Source organism: Polymorphospora sp. A560, assembly GCF_045781765.1.
GTDB classification, from domain to species: domain Bacteria; phylum Actinomycetota; class Actinomycetes; order Mycobacteriales; family Micromonosporaceae; genus Polymorphospora; species Polymorphospora lycopeni.
In genome coordinates this window covers 6,548,378-6,569,472 of sequence record NZ_CP122282.1, presented here as the reverse complement: position 1 = coordinate 6,569,472, position 21,095 = coordinate 6,548,378, and the positions used below count along the sequence as shown (strand labels likewise).

15 protein-coding genes are annotated in these 21,095 nt (G+C 71.7%); 12 read left to right on the top strand and 3 right to left on the bottom strand.

What is annotated here, in order from left to right; genetic code table 11:
* Positions 1-41: 41 nt before the first annotated feature.
* The 5 genes from QCD66_RS29715 to QCD66_RS29695 all read left to right on the top strand — a co-directional run bounded on the left by QCD66_RS29715 (position 42) and on the right by QCD66_RS29695 (position 6,664).
* On the top strand, positions 42-1,313 hold the full coding sequence (locus QCD66_RS29715; RefSeq protein ID WP_364208297.1) for an extracellular solute-binding protein: 1,272 nt from the start codon (positions 42-44) through the stop codon (positions 1,311-1,313).
* Positions 1,310-2,245 (top strand): carbohydrate ABC transporter permease, encoded by a 936-nt coding sequence (locus QCD66_RS29710; protein ID WP_375733879.1) that lies wholly within the window; start codon positions 1,310-1,312, stop codon positions 2,243-2,245. The genes QCD66_RS29715 and QCD66_RS29710 overlap by 4 nt, the downstream gene beginning before the upstream one ends.
* The gene (locus tag QCD66_RS29705; RefSeq protein ID WP_357532721.1) at positions 2,242-3,150 is read left to right on the top strand and encodes a carbohydrate ABC transporter permease; all 909 of its coding nucleotides are present in this window, start codon (positions 2,242-2,244) and stop codon (positions 3,148-3,150) included. Before QCD66_RS29710 ends, QCD66_RS29705 begins: the two co-directional genes overlap by 4 nt.
* Positions 3,147-5,633, top strand: a complete 2,487-nt coding sequence (locus QCD66_RS29700) for a glycoside hydrolase family 2 protein (RefSeq protein ID WP_375733880.1) — start codon at positions 3,147-3,149, stop codon at positions 5,631-5,633. Before QCD66_RS29705 ends, QCD66_RS29700 begins: the two co-directional genes overlap by 4 nt.
* 131 nt (positions 5,634-5,764) lie before the next feature.
* On the top strand, positions 5,765-6,664 hold the full coding sequence (locus QCD66_RS29695) for an ROK family protein (protein WP_364208288.1): 900 nt from the start codon (positions 5,765-5,767) through the stop codon (positions 6,662-6,664).
* A gap of 312 nt (positions 6,665-6,976) precedes the next feature.
* Here the strand turns inward: QCD66_RS29695 and ilvD are convergent, their stop codons facing one another.
* Positions 6,977-8,824 carry a dihydroxy-acid dehydratase gene (gene ilvD, locus QCD66_RS29690; RefSeq protein ID WP_364208285.1) on the bottom strand — a complete coding sequence of 616 codons (1,848 nt, stop codon included), beginning with the start codon at positions 8,822-8,824 and terminating at the stop codon, positions 6,977-6,979.
* Positions 8,825-9,048: 224 nt separating this feature from the next.
* On the opposite strand from ilvD, the gene QCD66_RS29685 reads away from it, so the two are divergent.
* From QCD66_RS29685 to serA, 6 genes are all read left to right on the top strand, one after another.
* Entirely contained in the window at positions 9,049-11,382 is a 2,334-nt protein-coding gene (locus tag QCD66_RS29685; protein WP_375733891.1) for a putative bifunctional diguanylate cyclase/phosphodiesterase, read from the top strand.
* Between the two features lie 214 nt (positions 11,383-11,596).
* Complete coding sequence (locus tag QCD66_RS29680) at positions 11,597-13,453, top strand: acetolactate synthase large subunit (RefSeq protein ID WP_364208282.1); 1,857 nt, start codon at positions 11,597-11,599, stop codon at positions 13,451-13,453.
* Between the two features lie 28 nt (positions 13,454-13,481).
* Positions 13,482-13,997 (top strand): acetolactate synthase small subunit, encoded by a 516-nt coding sequence (gene ilvN, locus QCD66_RS29675; RefSeq protein WP_357532712.1) that lies wholly within the window; start codon positions 13,482-13,484, stop codon positions 13,995-13,997.
* A gap of 41 nt (positions 13,998-14,038) precedes the next feature.
* Complete coding sequence (ilvC, locus tag QCD66_RS29670; RefSeq protein ID WP_364208279.1) at positions 14,039-15,052, top strand: ketol-acid reductoisomerase; 1,014 nt, start codon at positions 14,039-14,041, stop codon at positions 15,050-15,052.
* A 193-nt stretch (positions 15,053-15,245) separates the two neighbouring features.
* Positions 15,246-16,484, top strand: coding sequence for a mannosyl-3-phosphoglycerate synthase (mpgS, locus tag QCD66_RS29665; RefSeq protein ID WP_364208276.1), 1,239 nt, complete (start codon positions 15,246-15,248; stop codon positions 16,482-16,484).
* Between the two features lie 208 nt (positions 16,485-16,692).
* On the top strand, positions 16,693-18,291 hold the full coding sequence (serA, locus tag QCD66_RS29660) for a phosphoglycerate dehydrogenase (RefSeq protein ID WP_364208273.1): 1,599 nt from the start codon (positions 16,693-16,695) through the stop codon (positions 18,289-18,291).
* Positions 18,292-18,383: 92 nt separating this feature from the next.
* Here serA and QCD66_RS29655 read toward each other — a convergent pair whose 3' ends face one another.
* Positions 18,384-18,737 (bottom strand): hypothetical protein, encoded by a 354-nt coding sequence (locus tag QCD66_RS29655; protein ID WP_364208270.1) that lies wholly within the window; start codon positions 18,735-18,737, stop codon positions 18,384-18,386.
* A gap of 280 nt (positions 18,738-19,017) precedes the next feature.
* Positions 19,018-19,875, bottom strand: coding sequence for an FAD:protein FMN transferase (locus QCD66_RS29650; RefSeq protein WP_375733881.1), 858 nt, complete (start codon positions 19,873-19,875; stop codon positions 19,018-19,020).
* Between the two features lie 183 nt (positions 19,876-20,058).
* On the opposite strand from QCD66_RS29650, the gene QCD66_RS29645 reads away from it, so the two are divergent.
* Complete coding sequence (locus QCD66_RS29645) at positions 20,059-21,090, top strand: 3-isopropylmalate dehydrogenase (RefSeq protein ID WP_364208829.1); 1,032 nt, start codon at positions 20,059-20,061, stop codon at positions 21,088-21,090.
* Positions 21,091-21,095: the final 5 nt, after the last annotated feature.

Genomic DNA, 21,095 nt, shown 5'->3' with positions numbered 1-21,095 from the left:
TCGATCTTGGGAGCGTTCCCATGATGTGCTCGGAGGATGACATGAAACGATCCCGGATCGTCCGGATGGCCGCCGCCGGCATGGCCGGCCTGCTCCTGTTCACCGGATGCAGCGGCAACAGCGGTGGTGGCGGCGACGGCACCGTCACGCTGAAAATCAACTTCTGGGGCGACTTCGGCCTCGACGAACTGAAGGGCCGCTACGAGGCGGCGAACCCGAACGTCCGGATCAGCCTCAACACCGGCGAGTACAACGCCCAGCACGAGGATCTCCAGAAGAAGCTGATCGCCGGCTCCGGCGCCCCGGACATCGCCGCCATCGACGAGGGCTTCGTGATCCAGTTCCGGGGCCAGGCCGACAAGTTCGTCAACCTGCTCGACCAGGGCGCCGGCCAGTACCAGGAGCGCTACCTGCCCTGGAAGTGGCAGCAGACGCTGTCGCCCGACGGCGCCACCCAGATCGGGCTCGGCACCGACGTCGGCGGGCTCGCCATGTGCTACCGCACCGACCTGTTCGCCGCGGCCGGGCTGCCGACCGACCGCGACCAGGTGTCGGCGCTCTGGCCCACCTGGGACGCGTTCATCGCCACCGGCCAGACCTACACCGGCCGGACCGGCCGCAAGTTCATCGACGCCGGCACCAACATCTTCAACCCGGTGCTCGGGCAGCAGCCGGTCGGCTTCTACGACCAGAGCGAGACGCTGCGGATGGAGGGCGGCCCGAAGGTGGCGTTCGACGTGGCCGCCAAGGCGATCGGCGCCGGGCTCTCGGCCGACCTGGCCGCCTTCTCCCCGGAGTGGAACGCCGGCTTCGTCAAGGGCGACTTCGCGGTGCTGGCCTGCCCCGCCTGGATGCAGGGACACATCCAGAACACCGCGCCGGACACCAGCGGCAAGTGGGACATCGCCGCGATCCCCGGCGGCGGCGGCAACTGGGGCGGCTCCTTCCTGACCATCCCCAAGCAGGGCAAGAACATCGACGAGGCGTACAAGTTCCTGGAGTGGCTGATCCAGCCCGAGCAGCAGATCGAGATCTTCAAGAAGGTCGGCAACCTGCCCTCGCAGCCGGCGCTCTACGACGACCCGGCGATCCGCGACTTCACCAACCCGTTCTTCGGCAACGCCCCGGTCGGCCAGATCTTCAGCGGCACCGCCGAGAACCTCACCCCGCAGTACCTCGGCCGGCGTAACGGGCCGACCCGGGTCGCGGTGGAGAACGTGCTCAACCGGCTCGCCAGCGGCGACCTGAAGGGCAAGGCGGCCGACGCGTGGACCGAGGCGGTCAAGGAGGCCCAGAAGGCGGCGGAGGCGTGACGACCCAGCCGCACGGCTGGCGCAACCGGCTGCTCCGCTTCGACCTGCGCTACACCCCGTACCTCCTGATCGCGCCGTTCTTCCTGCTCTTCGGGGTCTTCGGGATCTTCCCGATCGTCTTCAACGGGGTCGTCGCGCTGCGCCACTGGCGGCTCGACGACCCCACCCTGACCGGCTGGGCCGGCTGGGCCAACTTCGAGCGGCTGCTGGCCGACGACGCGTTCTGGAACGCCCTGCTCAACACGTTCGGCATCTTCCTGCTCTCGACGGTGCCGCAACTCACCCTCGCCCTGATCGTGGCCGGGCTGCTCAACCGCGGGCTGCGGGCGCAGACCTGGTTCCGGGTGGGCGTGCTGCTGCCGTACGTCACGCCGCTGACCGCCTCGACGCTGATCTTCGCGGTGGTGTTCGCCCGGGACACCGGGGTCGCCAACTGGGTGCTGTCGGTGCTCGGGATGGCCGAGCCGATCGACTGGCGGGCGGCGAAGTGGTCGTCGTGGATCGCCATCGCCACGATGGTCAACTGGAAGTGGATCGGCTACAACGCGCTGCTCTACCTGGCCGCGATGCAGTCCATCCCGCGCGACGTCTACGAGGCGGCGGCGGTCGACGGGGCGGGGCCGTGGCGCCAGCTGTGGCGGATCACCGTACCGATGATCCGGCCGGTGGTGATCTTCACGGTCATCCTGTCCACCATCGGCGGGCTGCAGCTCTTCACCGAGCCGATGCTCTTCCAGCAGAACACCGCGGCCGCCACCGGCGGCGCCAACCGGGAGTGGCAGACCATCGCCCTGCTGATCTACCAGGTCGGCTGGAAGGACCTCAACCTCGGGTACGCCGCCGCGATGTCCTGGGCGCTGTTCCTGATCATCATCGTGGTCGCCGTGCTGAACGCGGTCGTCACGAACCGGCTCGGAGGAGGCCGCCGATGACGACCGTCACGACGCGCAAGCCCGACACCCGCAGGTCCGGCGATCCCGGCGGGGCCGGACCGGCCGGGCGGGCACCACGCCACCGGGCCGCCGGTTTCTGGAGCTACCTGTTCCTGTCCGTGGTGATCCTGTTCTCGGCCTTCCCGATCTACTGGATGTTCGTCGTCGCCACCAGCACCGACGCCGCCCTCGCCGAGATCCCGCCCCGGGTCGTGCCCGGCGGGATGCTGCTCACCAACCTGCGCGAGGTCTTCTCGATGCAGGACGTGTACTTCGTGCAGTCGCTGGCCAACAGCGCGATCGTGTCGGGCGTCGTGACGTTCTCGGTGCTGTTCTTCTGCTCGCTGGCCGGGTTCGCCTTCGCCAAGCTGCGGTTCCGGGGCCGCAACGCGCTGATGGTCTTCGTCGTCCTCACCCTGACGGTGCCCAACCAGCTCGGCGTCGTCGCCCTCTACATCCTGATGGGGGAGATCGGCTGGAACGGCACCCTGCTCGCGGTCATCGTGCCCGGTCTGGTCAGCGCGTTCGGCGTCTTCTACATGCGACAGTTCACGATGGAGGCCGTACCGGACGAGCTGATCGAGGCGGCCCGGATCGACGGCGCGACGACGATGCGGATCTGGTGGAGCGTCGTGCTCCCGGCGGTGCGGCCGGCCCTCGCGGTGCTCGGCCTGCTCACCTTCGTGGCCACCTGGAACGACTTCCAGTGGCCGCTGATCACGCTGGGCGGCACCGACTACCCCACCTCGATGGTGGCCCTGTCCGACCTGGCCAGCGGCAACTACGTGCTCTACCGCCGGGTGCTCGCCGGCGCGCTGGTGGCCACGCTGCCACTGCTCGTGATGTTGTTCATCGGTGGACGTCAGATCGTCCGAGGAATCATGGAAGGCGCGGTGAAGTCTTGACCCACGGTGCGAACGCGGCGGGCCTGCGACCGCTGCACGACGGCTGGACCCTGCGGGCGGTGCCCGGCGGCGACCCCGGAGCCGGTGTGCCCGAGGAGGTCGCCGGCGCCGTCCTGCCGGCCACGGTGCCCGGCTGCGTGCACACCGACCTGCTCGCCGCCGGCCGCATCCCCGACCCGTACCTCGACGACAACGAGACCCGGCTGGCCTGGATCGGGCACACCGACTGGATCTACGAGACGACGTTCACGGCCGGGCCGGCCGCCGGCCGCGCCGACCTGGTCTGCGCCGGGCTGGACACCGTCGCGACGGTGAGCCTCAACGGCGTCGAACTGGGCCGCACCGCCAACATGCACCGCGGCTACCGCTTCGACGCCCGCCCCGCTTTGCGGGCCGGCGACAACACCCTGCGGGTACGGTTCGACTCCGCCTACCGTTACGCGCTGGCCCGTCGCGACGAGTTGGGGGAGCGGCCGAACTCGTATCCCGAGCCGTTCAACTTCATCCGCAAGATGGCCTGCAACTTCGGCTGGGACTGGGGGCCGACCCTGGTCACCGCCGGCATCTGGCAGGGCATCGGGCTGCACACCTGGCGGGTCGCCCGACTGGCCCACGTGCGTCCACTCACGACGGTCGAGGCCGGCGCCGGGCGGGTCGAGGTGCACGTCGGGATCGAGCGGGCCGACCCCGGCACCGGCCCGCTCACCGTACGCGCCACCGTCGCCGGTGCCACCGGCGAGACCACGGTCGACGCCGGCCGGGACACCGCCGTGCTGACCCTGACCATCGCCGACCCGGAACTGTGGTGGCCCCACGGGTACGGCGAACCGACCCGGTATCCGCTGGAGGTGACCCTGCACGCCGCCGACGGCGACCCGCTGGACGCCTGGCAGCGGCGGATCGGGTTCCGCACCGTACGCCTCGACACCACCGCCGACGCCCACGGCAGCGCCTTCACCCTCGTCGTCAACGACGTGCCGGTCTTCGTCCGCGGCGTCAACTGGATCCCCGACGACGTCTTCCCGACCCGGGTAACCCGGGAGCGCTACGCGCAGCGGCTCGCCCAGGCCCGCGACGCCAACGTCAACCTGATCCGGGTCTGGGGCGGCGGCCGCTACGAGTCCGACGACTTCTACGACCTCACCGACTCCCTCGGGCTGCTGGTCGAGCAGGACTTCCTCTTCGCCTGTGCCGCCTATCCCGAGGAGGAGCCGTTCGCCACCGAGGTCGCCGCCGAGGTCCGCGAGCAGGTCACCCGGCTGGCCAGCCACCCGAGCCTGGTCATGTGGGTCGGCAACAACGAGAACATCTGGGGCTGGCACGACTGGGACTGGCGGGAGCCGCTGGGCGACCGGAGCTGGGGTGCCGGGTTCTACTTCGACCTCCTGCCGGCTGTCGTCGCCGAACTCGACCCGACCCGGCCGTACTGGCCGGGCAGCCCGTGGTCCGGCGACCACGACCGGCACCCCAACGACCCGGCCCACGGCAGCACCCACATCTGGGACGTGTGGAACACCGACGACTACGTCCGCTACCGGGAATACGTGCCCCGGTTCGTCGCCGAGTTCGGCTACCAGGCCCCGCCGGCGTACGCGACCCTGCGCCGGGCGCTGCGCGACGATCCGCTGGCCCCCGACTCGCCCGGGCTGCGGCACCACCAGAAGGCCGCCGACGGCGACGCCAAGCTGCGCCGTGGCCTCGACGCCCACCTGCCCGCGCCCCGCGACTTCGACGACTGGCACTACCTCACCCAGGTCAACCAGGCCCGTGCCATCACGCTCGGGGTCGAGCACTTCCGGTCGCACCGGCCGGTCTGCATGGGCACGATCGTGTGGCAGCTCAACGACTGCTGGCCGGTCACCTCCTGGTCGGCCGTCGACGGCGACGGGCGCCGCAAACCCCTGTGGTACGCCCTGCGCCGCGCGTACGCCGACCGGCTGCTCACCGTCCAGCCGCGCGACGGCGTACCGGCCCTGGTGGCCGTCAACGACGGCGGGCGACGCTGGACGGCCCGGGTGACGGTCGCCCGGTACGGGCTCGACGGCGAACCTCGGGCGAAGGCGGTCGTGGAACTGGACGTGGCGCCGTATGCGACGGCGACCGTGCCGCTGCCGGCGGACCTGGCCCAGCCCGGCGACCCCCGGCGCGAACTGCTGGTCTGTGCCAGCGGTGACCTGCGGGCCTGGTGGTTCTTCGCCACCGACCGGGAGATCGCCTACCCGCCGGCGGCCTACGACACGACCGTCGAGCCGGTCGACGGCGGCCTGCGGCTGACCGTGACCGCCCGTACGGTGCTGCGCGACCTGACCGTGCTGGCCGACCGGCTCGACCCGGCGGCCGTCGTCGACGACGCGTTGGTCACCCTGCTGCCGGGCGAGTCGGTGGGCTTCACCGTCCGTACGTCCCGACCGGTGGACCCGGCCGCCCTGGCCGCCCGTCCGGTTCTACGCTGCGTCAACGACCTCACCGCCGGCACGGTATGAACCCGTCCGTTCGGGAACACGGTGTGACCAGGTCAGGGGCCGGGACGACCGGCGGCCTGCGTCGTAGGTCGTGACGGATCGACCGGACGGAGCGAGGTGACGGTGTGACGGGTCCCGTTCTAGCTGTTGACGTGGGTGGCACGAAACTGGCCGCGGCGGTGGTCGAGCCGGACGGCACGATCGCCACCCGCGCGGTGGTACCGACCCCCGTCAGCCCCGACGCGCAGACCGTGGCCGCCGCCCTCGACGGGCTCGTACGCGAGGTCGCCGAGCGGGGGCCGAGCCGGCGGCTGGTCGGTCTCGGGGTCGGGTCGGCCGGGCCGCTCGACCCGCTGGCCGGCACGGTCAGCCCGGTCAACATCACGGCCTGGCGCGACTTCGGCATCCTCGACGCGTTGCGCGACGTGCTGCCCGGCCGGCCGGCGGTGCTGGCCGGCGACGGGCACTGCATGGCGCTCGGCGAGCACTGGCGGGGCGGGTACGGCGACCGCTCGGTGCTGGGCATCGTGGTCTCGACCGGAGTCGGCGGCGGCCTGGTGATCGGCGGCCGGGTGCATTCCGGCGGCACCGGCAACGCCGGGCACATCGGCCACATCGTGGTCGACCTGGGCGGGCCCGACTGCGCGTGCGGCGGCCGGGGCTGCGTGGAGGCGCTCTCCAGCGGGCCGGCGATCGCCCGGTGGGCGGTCGAGCAGGGCTGGTCGCCGGGAGACCGGCCGGCCGACGCCCGGGCCCTGGCCGACGCCGCCCGGGCCGGCGACCCGGTGGCGCGGCGTGCCTTCGACCGGGCGGCGCTCGCCCTGGCCGCCGGCATCGTCTCCGCCGCCGCGCTGATCGACCTCGACGACGTGGTGATCGGTGGCGGCGTGTCCGGCGCCGGCGACGTGCTCTTCGACCCGCTGCGGGCGGCGGTCGCGGAGCTGGCCGGGCTGCCGTTCGTGACCCGGGTACGGATTCACCCGAGCACCCTCGGCGGCGACGCGGGGCTGCTCGGCGCGGCCGCACTGGCGATGGAGGCCGCCCGCGCCTGACCCACGCCGCGCGGATCGCCCGCGCCGCGTGATCGTCTGCTGCTCCGCCGGCCTCGGACGGCGTGTCGTCCGGTCGGACAGCAGACGATCGTCGGTGTCCCCGTGGCGGGCGACCGGGGGTGGGCCACCGGGTATGTCGCTGTCGCGCGCCACAGCGAATTCGCTGTCGATACGCCGATTTCGCTGTGGACCGCGACAGCAGTACCCGCCGGGCGGCCGCACGATCACGGCGCTCCCGACCCGGTGGACGTCGTCCGGGCCGGGAGCGACGCTCCCGGCCCCGCGACGAAGGTGTTACTCGCGACGAAGGTGTTACTCGGGCACCCGGCGGTAGGCGCCGTCGCTGGCCGAGGTGGCCATCGAGGCGTACGCCCGCAGCGCGGCGGACACCGGGCGCTGCCGGTCGACCGGCGTGTACGGCCGGTCCCGCTTGTCCTGGGCGATCCGGCGCGCGTCGAGCACCTCGTCCGGCACGTTCAGCCGCAGCGACCGGGCCGGGATGTCGATGACGATCTCGTCACCGTCCTCGACCAGCGCGATCAGCCCACCGCCGGCCGCCTCCGGCGAGACGTGACCGATCGACAGGCCCGAGGTGCCACCGGAGAACCGGCCGTCGGTGATCAGCGCGCATGCCTTGCCGAGCCCGCGGCCCTTGAGGAACGAGGTCGGGTAGAGCATCTCCTGCATGCCCGGCCCGCCCTTCGGACCCTCGTAGCGGATCACCACGACGTCGCCCGGCCGCACCTCCTTGGCGAGGATGCCGCTGACCGCGTCGTCCTGGGACTCGAAGACTCGGGCCGGCCCGCTGAACCGCCACAGCTCCTCGTCGACGCCGGCGGTCTTGACCACGCAGCCGTCCGGGGCGAGGTTGCCGTGCAGGATGGCCAGCCCGCCGTCGGCGGTGTAGGCGTGGGCCCGGTCGCGGATGCAGCCGGCCTCGGCGTCGGTGTCCAGCCGGTTCCACCGGTTGGTGGTGGAGAACGGCTCGGTGGTGCGTACGCCGCCCGGCGCGGCGTGGAAGAGTTCGACGGCCTCCGGGCGGGCCTTGCCGCCGCGGATGTCCCAGTCGCCGAGCCAGGTGTCCAGGTCGGGGGAGTGCACGGCGCGTACGTCGCGGTGCAGCAGCCCGGCCCGGTCGAGTTCGCCGAGGATGGCCGGGATGCCACCGGCCCGGTGCACGTCCTCCATGTGGTACTTCGGGCTGTTCGGGGCGACCTTGGCAAGGCACGGCACCCGGCGGGAGATCGCGTCGATGTCGGCGACGCCGAAGTCCAGTTCGGCTTCGCGGGCCGCGGCCAGCAGGTGCAGGACGGTGTTGGTCGAGCCGCCCATCGCCACGTCGAGCGCGACCGCGTTCTCGAACGCCGACCGGTTGGCCAGCGCGCGGGGCAGCACCGAGGCGTCGTCGTTTTCGTACCACTGCCGGGCGATCTCGACGATCAGGCCGCCGGCCCGGACGAACAGGTCCTTGCGGGCGGCGTGGGTGGCCAGCGTCGAGCCGTTCCCGGGCAGCGCCAGGCCGATCGCCTCGGTGAGGCAGTTCATCGAGTTGGCGGTGAACATGCCCGAGCAGGAGCCGCAGGTCGGGCAGGCCGACCGCTCGATGCTGTCGAGCTGTTCGGTGGTCACCGCGTCGTTGGACGAGGCGATCATGGCGTCGATCAGGTCGATCTTCTCGTGGACTATGCCCTCGATCGCCACCGTCTTGCCGGCCTCCATCGGGCCGCCGGAGACGAAGACCGTGGGGATGTTGAGCCGCAGCGCGGCCAGCAGCATCCCCGGTGTGATCTTGTCGCAGTTCGAGATGCAGACGAGCGCGTCGGCGCAGTGCGCGTTGACCATGTATTCGACGGCGTCGGCGATCAGTTCGCGGCTCGGCAGCGAGTAGAGCATTCCGCCGTGACCCATCGCGATGCCGTCGTCGACGGCGATCGTGTTGAACTCGCGTCCCACCCCACCGGCCGCGGCGACCGCGTCGGCGACCAGCCCGCCGAGGTCCTTGAGGTGTACGTGCCCGGGCACGAACTGGGTGAAGCTGTTGGCGATGGCGACGATCGGCTTGCCGAAGTCGTCGTCCGTCATGCCGGTCGCGCGCCACAGGGCGCGGGCTCCAGCCATCGTCCGCCCGTGGGTGGAGGTCTTGGACCGCAGGTCAGGCATGCCCCCCAGTGTTGCACCGCGACCCGTCCACCGGCCGCCGCGCCGTACGGCGGGTCCACCACTCGGGAAAAGGTGTGGTGTCCGCCATAGCCGCCGGACCCGCTGTCGCACACCCCGTCCCCCCACGCCAGGTCGCCATCCGGCAGAGTTGATGTGTGCACTTCCCCTCGGGTGTCGAGATCGCCGCCGTGGCCGGTGGGTTCACCGCCGTGATCGGCACGGTGATGCTGGTCTGGTCAGCCCGCCGGCACTCCGGCGCGAGCCGGCGCGCCCGCCTGGTGCTCGCCGCCGGGGCCGGGGTGGCCGCCGCCAGCCTGGTCGTCGGTCTCGTCGGCCTGGTCGCGATGGTTCCGGACTGGTCGGCATACCGGGAGCAGCGGGTCACCCTGGCCGGTGTCGTGTCGATCGGGGTCGTGCTCAGCGGGGTCCTGTTCAGTGTCGGGCTGCTGCGGATGCCCGGCCTCGCCGGTGACACCCGCACGGTGGCCCGCCACCTGCTCGACGCGGTGGTCGTCGGGGCCGCGCTGTGGTTCGTCGGCTGGGTGCTGCTGTCCGAGCCGACCCGCATCCTGGGCGCGGCGACCCCGACCACCTGCACGGCGATCCTGCTGGCCAGCGTGGCGGTCGCGATCGTGGTCGGGGTGGCCGTGGTCGCCGTGCTGCGCACCGCCCGGCCGCGCCGTGGGCTGATCCTGACCGGTGCCGGCATCGTCACCACCGCCGTCGGCGGGCTCGGCGTGGCCACCGGCGTCTGCCAGCCGGGCACGGCGATGGTGCTGGCGAGCACCGTGGCGGTGCCGGTCGGCGTGCTCGTCCTCGTCTGGGCGGTCCGGTTCCCCGACACCCCCGGCGAGCCGCACGGCGACGTGATCCGCCGGGGCACCGCCTACGCCTTCCTGCCGATGCTCGGCATGGCCGCCTCGGCGGTCTACCACCTGCTGCTCGAGGGCCGGTTCACCGCGCCGGGGATCGCCGCCGGCATCGCGGAGGGGTTCGCGCTGGTCGCCCGGCAGTACGTCGCGCTGCTCGACGTGCGGGCGTACGCGCACCGGCTGGCCGAGAGCGAGGCGCACTACCGGGACCTGGCGCACACCGACGCGCTGACCGGGCTGGCCAACCGGCGCGGACTGCTGGAGGAACTGCGCCGGGTGCACCAACGTGACGTACCGGTGGTCCTGCTGGCCCTGGACCTCGACGGCTTCAAGTACGTCAACGACATGCGCGGCCACGACGTCGGCGACGCGGTGCTCGGCGACGTCGGCGCCCGGCTGCGGCAGAACCTGCGGCCGGGCGACCTCGCCGCCCGGCTGGGCGGTGACGAGTTCGCCGTGCTGATGCGCACCGGGCCGGCCGAGGCGCAGCGGGCGGCGGACCGGCTGCTGGGGGTGCTGTGCCGGCCGTACGAGCAGGGCGACGGCATCGTCTTCCTGTCGGTCAGCATCGGTATCGCCCGGCGCACCGGCGGGTCGGACGTGCCCACCCTGCTGCGCAACGCCGACCTGGCACTGCGCTACGCGAAGCAGCGCGGCAAGAACCGGGTCGAGCAGTACGACATCGCCTACGACCAGTTGCTGCGCCGGCGGACGACCCTGGAGCACGAACTGCGCGGTGCGGTCGAGCGCGGCGAGCTGCACCTGGTGTTCCAGCCGGTGGCGGAGATCCCGGCGGTCCGGCCGGTCGGCGCCGAGGCCCTGCTGCGCTGGACCCACCCGCGGCTGGGCAAGGTACGCCCCGACGAGTTCATCCCGCTCGCCGAGGAGTGCGGGATGATCGCCACGCTCGGGTCGTGGGTGCTGCACCAGGCGTGCCACCAGCTCGCCCTGTGGCGGGCGGCCGGCCACGACGTGTGGGTGTCGGTCAACGTGTCGCCGCGCGAGCTGCACGCCCCGGAATACGTCGAGCAGGTGGCCGAGGCGCTGCGCGCCCACCGGGTGCCGTCGCAGCGGCTGGTGCTGGAGGTGACCGAGCACACCGTGGCCACCGACCTCGACGAGTTGATCAAGCGGTTGCGGGCGCTGCGGGCCATCGGCGTACGGATCGCGCTGGACGACTTCGGCGCCGGTTACTCGTCGCTCGGCCAGCTCCGGCACCTGCCGATCGACATCCTGAAGATCGACCACAGCCTGGTGGCCGAGCAGAAGTCGCCGGTGGACGGCCGGCCCGACCGGGTCTTCGCCCCGTACGTCGACGTCGTGATGCGCCTGGGGCACCAGCTCGGCCTGCAGGTGATCGCCGAGGGGGTGACCAACCAGACCGAGATGGCGGCCGTGGTCGAGGCGGGCTGCCGCTTCGGGCAGGGGCAGCTCTTCGGCTGGGGGGTTCCCGCCGAGCACCTGGAGGCGCTGCTGGAGTCGGCGACGTCGCCGGGCGCGCGGGCGGTGCCGGCCGTTCCCCGGCAGATCGGCGGGCGGGCCGACGGGGGCGTGGGCGCGCCGGTGAACCGTACGCCGGACGCGGACCCGGCGCAGTCGTCGCACGAGGTTGACCAGCGGAATCCGACACGCGGTGACCAGGATGTGAGATCAGTTGACTCAGCGCGTGAGATGCGTCAGGCTTAGCCCCATGTCGCCGACCAGGTCGTTTCGAGTACTTATCTGAGCGCACTCTCATCGTTCGAGAGTGCGCTGGCCCCGTGCATCTGCACGTGGGCCGTTTTTATTGGCCAGCCACCCGTCGCCCGTCCGGGCGCGGGTCCGCCCGCGCGGGCACCGGTCCGCGCCGAACCCGCATCACGCGTAGAGCGTGCCGCACCGACCGAAGGCCAGAATTGCGATGACTAGACCAACGCCAGAGACGCTCGCCAACCGCGTCCACGCGACGCCCAGCCCGGCCACCCTCGCCACCGGGTCCGGCTCGGCGGCCGTGCCCGTACCGCCGCCCGGCCCGGCCCAGGTCTCCGGTGCGGGTTCGCTCGTCAGGTCGCTGGAGGCGCTCGGCGTCGAGGTCGCGTTCGGCATTCCGGGCGGCGCCATCCTGCCGGCGTACGACCCGCTCTACGACTCGACGGTGCGGCACATCCTGGTCCGGCACGAGCAGGGGGCCGGCCATGCCGCGACCGGCTACGCGCAGGCCACCGGCAGGGTCGGGGTCTGTATCGCCACCTCCGGTCCGGGCGCGACCAACCTGGTGACGCCGATCGCCGACGCCTACATGGACTCGGTGCCGGTGGTGGCGATCACCGGTCAGGTCGCCCGTCCGGCGATCGGCACGGACGCCTTCCAGGAGGCCGACATCCAGGGCATCACCCTGCCGATCACCAAGCACAACTACCTGGTGCAGACGCCGGAGGAGATCCCGCGCATCCTGGCCGAGGCGTTCCACCTGGCCTCCACCGGCCGGCCGGGCCCGGTCCTGGTCGACATCCCCAAGGACGTGCTGCAGGCGCAGACGACGTTCTCCTGGCCGCCCACCCTGGAGCTGCCCGGCTACCGGCCGACCCTGCACCCGCACGGCAAGCAGATCCGCGAGGCGGCCCGGCTGATGAACGCCGCCCGCCGTCCGGTGCTGTACGTCGGCGGCGGCGTGCTCAAGGCCGAGGCGACCGAGGGGCTGCGCAAGCTGGCCGAGCTGACCGGTATCCCGGTGATCACCACGCTGATGGCCCGGGGCGCCTTCCCCGACTCGCACCGGCAGCACCTGGGCATGCCCGGGATGCACGGGACCGTCGCGGCCGTCTACGCGCTGCAGAAGGCCGACCTGATCGTGGCGCTCGGCGCGCGGTTCGACGACCGGGTGACCGGCAACCTGGACTCGTTCGCCCCGGGCGCGGCGATCGTGCACGCCGACATCGACCCGGCCGAGATCGGCAAGAACCGGGCCGCCGACGTGCCGATCGTCGGTGACGCCCGGCACGTGATCGACGAGCTGATCGCGGCGGCGACCGTCGAGCAGAGCGGCGGCCGGACCGGTGACCGCACCGAGTGGTGGGCGCAGCTCGACGACCTGCGCGACCGCTACCCGCTGGGCTACGACGAGCCGGCCGACGGCACGCTGGCCCCGCAGTACGTCATCCAGCGGATCGGCGCCATCGCCGGCCCCGACGCGGTCTACGCCGCGGGTGTCGGCCAGCATCAGATGTGGGCGTCCCAGTTCATCTCGTACGAGAAGCCGCGGACCTGGCTCAACTCCGGCGGTGCCGGCACGATGGGCTACGCGGTGCCGGCCGCGATGGGCGCGAAGGTCGGTATGCCGGACACCACCGTGTGGGCGATCGACGGCGACGGCTGCTTCCAGATGACCAACCAGGAGCTGGCGACCTGTGCCCTGGAGGGCATCCCGATCAAGGTCGCCGTGATCAACAACGGCAACCTGGGCATGGTCCGCCAGTGGCAGACGCTGTTCTACAACGAGCGCTACTCCAACACCGACCTGGGCACCCACAAGCACCGCATCCCCGACTTCGTCAAGCTCGCCGAGGCGCTCGGGTGTGTCGGGCTACGCTGCGAGAACGCCGCCGACGTGGACAAGACGATCGAGGCGGCGATGGCCATCAACGACGCCCCCGTGGTGATCGATTTCGTGGTCGGCAAGGACGCCATGGTGTGGCCGATGGTCGCCGCCGGCACCAGCAACGACGAGATCATGTTCGCCCGTGGGGTTCGCCCCACGTTCGACGAAGACGACCTGTGACCGCGCCGGCGGAGTTCGAGGAGAAGGCATGAGCAAGCACACGCTGTCGGTGCTGGTGGAGAACAAGCCCGGCGTCCTGGCCCGGGTGGCCGGCCTCTACTCCCGGCGCGGGTTCAACATCGACTCGCTGGCGGTCGGGGAGACCGAGCACCCGGAGGTCTCCCGGATCACGATCGTCGTCAACGCCGACGAGTCCCCGCTGGAGCAGGTGACCAAGCAGCTCAACAAGCTGGTCAACGTTCTGAAGATCGTCGAGTTGGACCCGGGGGCCGCGGTCGCCCGCGAGCTGCTGCTGGTCAAGGTCCGGGCGGACCGGGCGGCGCGGGCGCAGGTGCTGGAGACGGTCGCGCTCTTCCGGGCGCGGGTCGTCGACGTCGCCCCGGACACGCTCACCATCGAGGCGACCGGCACGCCCGACAAGCTCGACGCGCTGCTGCGCGACCTCGAACCGTTCGGAATCAAGGAAATGGTGCAGTCCGGCCTCGTGGCGATCGGGCGCGGCTCGCGCTCGATCACCACCGGCCCGGCGCTGCGTGCCGCTTAGTGACGGCGGGTCGCAGGGGCCCGTCGCAGGAAAGGGAAGTCATGACCGCTGAGGTGTTCTACGACGACGACGCCGACCTGGGCATCATCCAGGGCAAGAAGGTCGCGGTGATCGGCTACGGCAGCCAGGGGCACGCCCACGCGCTGTCGCTGCGCGACTCGGGTGTCGAGGTCGTCATCGGCCTGCCGGAGGGCTCGAAGAGCCGGGCCAAGGCCGAGGAAGAGGGCCTGCGGGTGCTGACCCCGGCAGAGGCGTCGGCCGAGGCCGACCTGATCATGGTGCTGGCGCCGGACACCGTGCAGCGTTCGCTGTACGCCGAGTCGATCGCGCCGCACCTGTCGGCCGGCAAGGCGCTGTTCTTCGGTCACGGCCTCAACATCCGGTACGACCTCATCAAGCCGCCGGCCGACGTGGACGTGGCCCTGGTCGCCCCGAAGGGGCCGGGTCACCTGGTCCGCCGGCAGTACGTCGACGGCAAGGGCGTGCCCGCGCTGGTGGCGGTGGAGCAGGACGCGACCGGCAACGCGCTCGCGCTCGCGCTGTCGTACGCCAAGGGCATCGGTGGCACGCGGGCCGGTGTGATCAAGACCACGTTCAAGGAGGAGACCGAGACCGACCTGTTCGGTGAGCAGGCGGTGCTCTGCGGCGGCGCCTCGGCGCTGGTGCAGACCGGCTTCGAGGTGCTGACCGAGGCGGGCTACGCCCCGGAGGTCGCCTACTTCGAGTGCCTCCACGAGCTGAAGCTGATCGTCGACCTGATGTACGAGGGCGGCATCGCCCGGATGCGCTACAGCGTCTCCGACACCGCCGAGTACGGCGACTACACCCGTGGTCCGCGGGTGGTCGACGCCCGGGCCAAGGAGGAAATGCGCAAGATCCTGGCCGAGATCCAGTCGGGTGAGTTCGCCCGCGAACTGATCGCCGAGGACGACGCCGGCCGGCCCAACTTCAACAAGTGGCGGGCCGAGGGCGCCGCGCACCCGATCGAGGAAACCGGTCGGAAATTGCGCGGGATGATGAGCTGGGTCGATCGACCGATCACCGAGACCGCCTGACGCCCAAGGGCAGCGAACGGCACTTCATCGAGGCGTTCCCGACATGTCGCCTGGGCGGCAACGGGAACGCCTCGATCATTGTGCGTTACGTCCAGGTTGCGATTCGGCGTCCGTTCGTGGCGGAAGTCGAGCGCTGTGCCTATTTGACCGTTGGTTACAACCAGTTAATCTAAGTCTCCGGTACTGTCGCCGCATGCGTCTGGAGCACTCGCACCGTACCGAACGCTTCGGCGCCGTTCGCATCCACGAACTTCAGCGCGTTATCGAGCTGGACTCCGGGGATGCCACGGGGGCCCGGGGCAGTGGCATCGTCTCGCACGATGCCATCCGCGCCATCGAGCGCGAGATGGTAATTGTCATTCCGTGCATGAATGAGACACGGAGGGTGATCGAGGGTGTGCTCTCCGGTATCCCGCACGACTGTCTGATCGTGCTGGTCTCGAACAGCGACCGACATCCGGTCGACCGGTTCGAGATCGAGGCGCAGACCGTCGAACAGTTCTGCCAGTCGGCCGAGCGCCCCGCGATCACCATCCACCAGCGCGACCCGGGTCTCGCCGCGGCCCTCAAGGCGGCCGGGATGCCCGAGCTGGTCGGTGACGACGGGATGGTCCGCGCCGGCAAGGGCGAGGCGATGCTGATCGGCATGGCCGTCGCCGCGATGACCGGACGGGCCTACATCGGCTACGTGGACGCCGACAACTACGTGCCCGGCGCCGTGCACGAATACGTCAAGGTCTACGCCGCCGGCCTGCACCTGGCCGCCAACCCGTACGCCATGGTCCGGATCTCCTGGCACTCCAAGCCCAAGCTGCGCGACGGGCGGCTCTTCTTCAGCCGACGCGGCCGCAGCTCCGAGATCACCAACCAGTTCCTCAACCGGCTGGTCGCCGAATACTCCGGCTTCGGCACCGAGGTGATCGCGACCGGCAACGCCGGCGAGCACGCGCTCAGCCTCGACCTCGGGCTGCGGATGCGCCTGGCCGGCGGGTTCGCCGTCGAGCCCTTCGAGTACGTCGACCTCTTCGAGCAGTTCGGCGGGGTGCTGCCCGCCTCCTATCCCGAGGTCATGACCAGCTCGGTGCCGGTCCTGCAGATCGAGACCCGCAACCCGCACTTCCACGACAACAAGGGCGAGGACCACGTCCAGGGCATGCGGATGCAGGCGCTGAACGTGCTCTACCACTCGCCGGTGTCGCTGCCGGCGGTGCGTGAGGCGATCCTCGACTTCATGGTCGCCCAGGGGGCGCTGGCCCCCGGCGAGGAGCCGCCCCGGGAGCGGATCTACCCGCCGGTGGGGTCGCTGGACTTCGACCTGTTCTTCGACACGCTGACCGCCGAGGCGAACAGTTTCCGGCAGGTCGGCACCGGTCCAGCCGTGGAAAGACCGAGCCCGCGAGGCCGCACTCCGGAGACCGCAAGCCCCGCGTGAGGGGGCTCACCTGGAAGCGGTTGCGCGGGCGTTAGGTCGGGTTTGTGAGGGCACTCACGCGGGGGTGCGGGCCGTGGTGGCGCCGGTGGCGCCTACGATCGCGGTAGGCCGCATCCCCGTTGTGTATCCCGCTCGGGGGAGTGCTGGGCGCAGAGCGGCGCCCCCGCCGCCGCACACCACCCGCCCCTGACGATATCTACGAGGACCGATGACTCCTGTCGTACTGATCGCTGAAGAGCTCGCCCCCGCCGCGCTCGACGTCCTGGCCCACGACTTCGACGTACGGCACGTCGACGGCACCGACCGGGTCGCCCTGCTGGCCGCGCTCGCCGAGGCCGACGCGGTAATCGTGCGCAGTGCCACGCAGATCGACGCCGAGGCCGTGGCCGCCGCGCCGCGGCTCAAGGTCGTCGCGCGGGCCGGCGTCGGCCTCGACAACGTCGAGGTGCCGGCCGCCACCGCCCGCGGCGTCATGGTGGTGAACGCGCCCACCTCCAACATCGTCTCCGCTGCCGAGCAGGCCGTCGCCCTGCTGCTGGCCGTGGCCCGCAACACCGCCAGCGCCAGCGCCGCGCTCAAGGCCGGCGAGTGGAAGCGTTCCAAGTACACCGGCGTCGAGGTGCAGGGCAAGACCGTCGGGGTGGTCGGGCTCGGCCGCATCGGCGTGCTGTTCGCCCAGCGGATCGCGGCCTTCGGCACCCGCCTGATCGCGTACGACCCCTACATCCAGCCGGCCCGCGCCGCCCAGCTCGGCGTACGGCTCGTCGGCCTGGAGGAGCTGCTGCGCGAGAGCGACTTCATCTCCATCCACCTGCCGAAGACCCCGGAGACCGTCGGCCTGATCGGCGAGAAGGAACTCGCGATCGTCAAGCCCGGCGTCCGGATCGTCAACGCGGCGCGCGGCGGCCTGGTCGACGAGCAGGCCCTGGCCGACGCGATCGCCGAGGGCCGGGTCGGCGGCGCCGGTGTCGACGTCTACGCCAAGGAGCCGTGCACGGCGTCGCCGCTGTTCGCGTTCGACAACGTCGTCGCCACCCCGCACCTGGGCGCCTCGACCGCCGAGGCCCAGGACAAGGCCGGCCTCGCCGTCGCCAAGAGCGTCAAGCTGGCGCTCCAGGGCGAGTTCGTGCCGGACGCGGTCAACGTCCAGGCCGGCGGCGTCGTCGCCGAGGACGTCCGGCCGCTGCTGCCGCTCGCCGAGAAGCTCGGCAAGGTCTTCACCGCGGTCGCCGGCGGGATCGCCGCCAGCGTCACCGTCGAGGTCCGTGGCGAGATCGTCGCCAACGACGTCTCGGTGCTCAAGCTGGCCGCCACCAAGGGCCTGTTCACCTCGGTGGTCGAGGAGCAGGTGACGTACGTCAACGCGCCGCATCTGGCCGCCGACCGGGGCGTGGCCGTCGAGCTGGCCACCTTCGCCGACACCGCCGACCAGCCCAACCTGGTCACCGTGCGCGGCGCGCTGCCGGACGGCCGTACCGTCTCCGTCTCCGGAACCGTGGTCGTCAGCGGCACCCGCGAGGTCATCAAGCTCACCGAGGTCGACGGCTTCGACCTGGAGTTGGGCGCCGAGGGCATCCTGCTCTTCCTGCGCTACGTCGACCGGCCGGGCGTGGTCGGCACGATCGGCTCGATCCTCGGCGAGTCCGGCGTCAACATCGCCGCGATGCAGGTGGCCCGGCGCGAGGCCGGCGGTGAGGCGCTGATGACCCTCACCGTCGACTCGGCGGTCGGCGTCGAACTGCTCGCCTCGGCCGCCGACGCGGTCGGCGCCGTCGCCGCGAGCGCGGCGGACCTGCGCGACGAGTAGGCAACGGCGACCCGGCGGGTGTCCGACCGCGGTCGGTCACCCGCCGGCCCGTTGCGCCGCGGCCGGCGGCGCCCCGGTCCGGCGGCGCGTGATCAGCGTCCTACGGTGGCCGGTGGTGGATACACCGAGCCGTCCTGCGGGTCGAACAGCAGCAACCCGTATACGCCGGCGAGTCGCTCCACGGTCAGCAGCACCTCGTCGGCACAGGTCTCGGTCAGGTTCATCTCCAGGTGGTCGGCGGCCAGATGCAGTGGTGTCACCGCCCACGGGGAGTTGGCGGCCCGTTCCGGATAGCTCGCGGTCAACGCGGCGTGGAACGCGAGGATGCGGCGATCGGGCGGCCCCGCCCGGTGCTCGCCCCGCCGGCACGACTCGTGGGCGGCGCGCACATTCGCCGCCGTGGCGCCCGTTGCGTCAAGGGCCCACACGACCAGATCGAAACTCACGCGCCACAGACTGCCATCCGACCGGGGTCAGGTTTCGCGCAACCCCGGATCGACACGCGGTGGACGTACCTCTTGCGCTCGGTGAGCTGCAATCGATAGCGTATCCGCGCGGTTACGCAGCGATTCCCGGGCGTGGGCTCGTCTTCGGGTGATGGGACACCACGTCGGGTGCGTGCCGACACTTGTGCGCGAGCCACGCGTACTCGTCTTCGACCGGCCCTCGCGATCTGTTGCCGAGATCGTGGGGGCCGGTCGTCTTTCCGGGCGGCCGACCGTCCGCTCAGCGGGTCGGGGCGAGCAGCGCCCGGTAGCCGTCCGCGGTGGGAAACCAGGCCAGTCCGGCGCGGCCGGCGGCGAAGAGCGCCGTCGCGTAGGCGTCGGCGACGGCCAGGTCCGGGCCGGTCACGGTGGCGGCCGCGAGGTGGTGGACCGCCTCGCCGGTGTGCGGGTCGACGACGTGGTTCTGGTGGCCGGCCACCCCCGAGGTGCCGACCGCACCCCCGGTCATCGCCAGCATGATCGGTGGCCGCTTCGTCTGGTAGGGGTGGTGGATCGCGACCCGCCACGGCCCGCCGTGCGGCGCGTGCCCGCGTACGGTCAGGTCGGCCCCGCTGACCACGGCGTAGTCCTCGATGCCGGCGGCGCGCAACCGGGCCGCGGCCCGCTCGACCGCCCAGCCCTTGATCAGGCCGCTGGGGTCGAACCCGCCCGGCACCGCCCAGGCGTCGAACCAGCCGTCGGTCGCCGCCCGCATCGCGTTGCACCGCTCGACGATGTCGAGCAGCGGCGGGTAGGCCTCGGGGGCCACCTCGCCGCGGCGCAGCCGGGACACCAGGCTGCCCTCGCGCAGCGGGCTGTAGGTCACGTCGATCGCCCGCAGTTCGGCGACCGCGTCACCGATCGCCTCGCTCAGCATCCGCCGGGTCATCCAGGCCGGCCCGTTGAGGACCAGCGAGTAGTCCGCAGTCGAGGTCTGCACGGTGTGCCGGGCGACCAGCCGGTCGGGACCGGCGCCGGCACTCGTTGGCCGGGACCTCGCGGCCGGGCCGCCGAGGCGTACGTCGGGTCTGGCCGGTTGGTCACCGGGAGCGATGGTTCGGACGGTGTCGGTGTTGCGGGTGGTGCGGTGGATCGGCATTGCCTTCGGCCCCCCTCTGCCGGACGTCACCCAACCTAGGCGCCGGACGTGACCTCGTGGTGGATTTTCGCTGTGAAGCTTCTGTACGGCAGAACTTTCCAAACCTTGGGAAGCGCGTACCGGAGGACGGGACGATCGCCTAACGTTCGGTAAACAGCGAGGGCTAAGGAGTTCGACGTGTCGGTGGCACGGATCGCGGTGGTGGCCGGTGACGGCATCGGGACCGAGGTGGTCGCCCAGGCCCGCAAGGTCCTCGACGCCGTACTGCCCGGAGTGGAGGCGACCGAGTACGACCTCGGGGCCGCCCGCTACAACCGCACCGGCGAGGTGCTGCCCGACTCCGTGCTGGCCGAACTCGCCGGACACGACGCGATCCTGCTCGGCGCCGTCGGCGACCCCAGCGTCCCGCCGGGCGTCCTGGAGCGCGGCCTGCTGCTCAGGCTCCGCTTCGCCTTCGACCAGTACGTCAACCTGCGCCCCTCCCGGCTGTGGCCGGGCACCGCGAGCCCGCTCGCCGGTGTCAAGGCGGGCGAGATCGACCTCGTCGTGGTCCGCGAGGGCACCGAGGGGCTGTACACCGGCGCGGGCGGCTCGCTGCACCGCGACACCCCCGCCGAGGTCGCCACCGAGGAGAGCCTCAACACCCGGCACGGCGTCGAGCGGGTCATCCGGGACGCGTTCGCCCGCGCCGAGCGCCGCGAGCGCCGCAAGGTGACCCTGGTCCACAAGACCAACGTGCTGACCCACTCCGGTTCGCTGTGGGCCCGGGCGTTCCAGGCGGTCGCCGCCGAGCACCCGGACGTCACCACCGAGTACCAGCACGTCGACGCCGCCGCGATGTTCCTGGTCACCCAGCCGCAGCGCTACGACGTCGTGGTCACCGACAACCTCTTCGGCGACATCCTCACCGACATCGCCGCCGCCGTCAGCGGTGGCATCGGGCTGGCCGCCAGCGGCTGCATCAACCCCGAGCGGGCCTACCCGTCGATGTTCGAGCCGGTACACGGTTCGGCGCCCGACATCGCCGGCAAGGGCGTGGCCGACCCGGCCGCCGCCGTACTGTCCGCGGGGCTGCTGCTCGACCACCTCGGCCACCCCGAGGCGGCCCACCGGGTATCCGAGGCGGTCGCCGCCGAACTCGCCGCCCGCGTACCCGGAGCACCGCTGCGTACCGAAGAGGTCGGCGACCGGCTCGCCGCCCACGCGGCCGGCTGACCCCG

What these genes read in the sequence shown, in the direction of transcription:
- QCD66_RS29715 (WP_364208297.1), top strand. Translation starts at nt 42, where the DNA reads ATGAAACGATCCCGGATCGTCCGGATGGCCGCCGCCGGCATGGCCGGC.
- ilvN (WP_357532712.1), top strand. Translation starts at nt 13,482, where the DNA reads ATGAGCAAGCACACGCTGTCGGTGCTGGTGGAGAACAAGCCCGGCGTC.
- QCD66_RS29680 (WP_364208282.1), top strand. Translation starts at nt 11,597, where the DNA reads ATGACTAGACCAACGCCAGAGACGCTCGCCAACCGCGTCCACGCGACG.
- ilvD (WP_364208285.1), bottom strand. Translation starts at nt 8,824, where the DNA reads ATGCCTGACCTGCGGTCCAAGACCTCCACCCACGGGCGGACGATGGCT.
- serA (WP_364208273.1), top strand. Translation starts at nt 16,693, where the DNA reads ATGACTCCTGTCGTACTGATCGCTGAAGAGCTCGCCCCCGCCGCGCTC.
- QCD66_RS29650 (WP_375733881.1), bottom strand. Translation starts at nt 19,875, where the DNA reads ATGCCGATCCACCGCACCACCCGCAACACCGACACCGTCCGAACCATC.
- QCD66_RS29685 (WP_375733891.1), top strand. Translation starts at nt 9,049, where the DNA reads ATGCTGGTCTGGTCAGCCCGCCGGCACTCCGGCGCGAGCCGGCGCGCC.
- mpgS (WP_364208276.1), top strand. Translation starts at nt 15,246, where the DNA reads ATGCGTCTGGAGCACTCGCACCGTACCGAACGCTTCGGCGCCGTTCGC.
- QCD66_RS29705 (WP_357532721.1), top strand. Translation starts at nt 2,242, where the DNA reads ATGACGACCGTCACGACGCGCAAGCCCGACACCCGCAGGTCCGGCGAT.
- ilvC (WP_364208279.1), top strand. Translation starts at nt 14,039, where the DNA reads ATGACCGCTGAGGTGTTCTACGACGACGACGCCGACCTGGGCATCATC.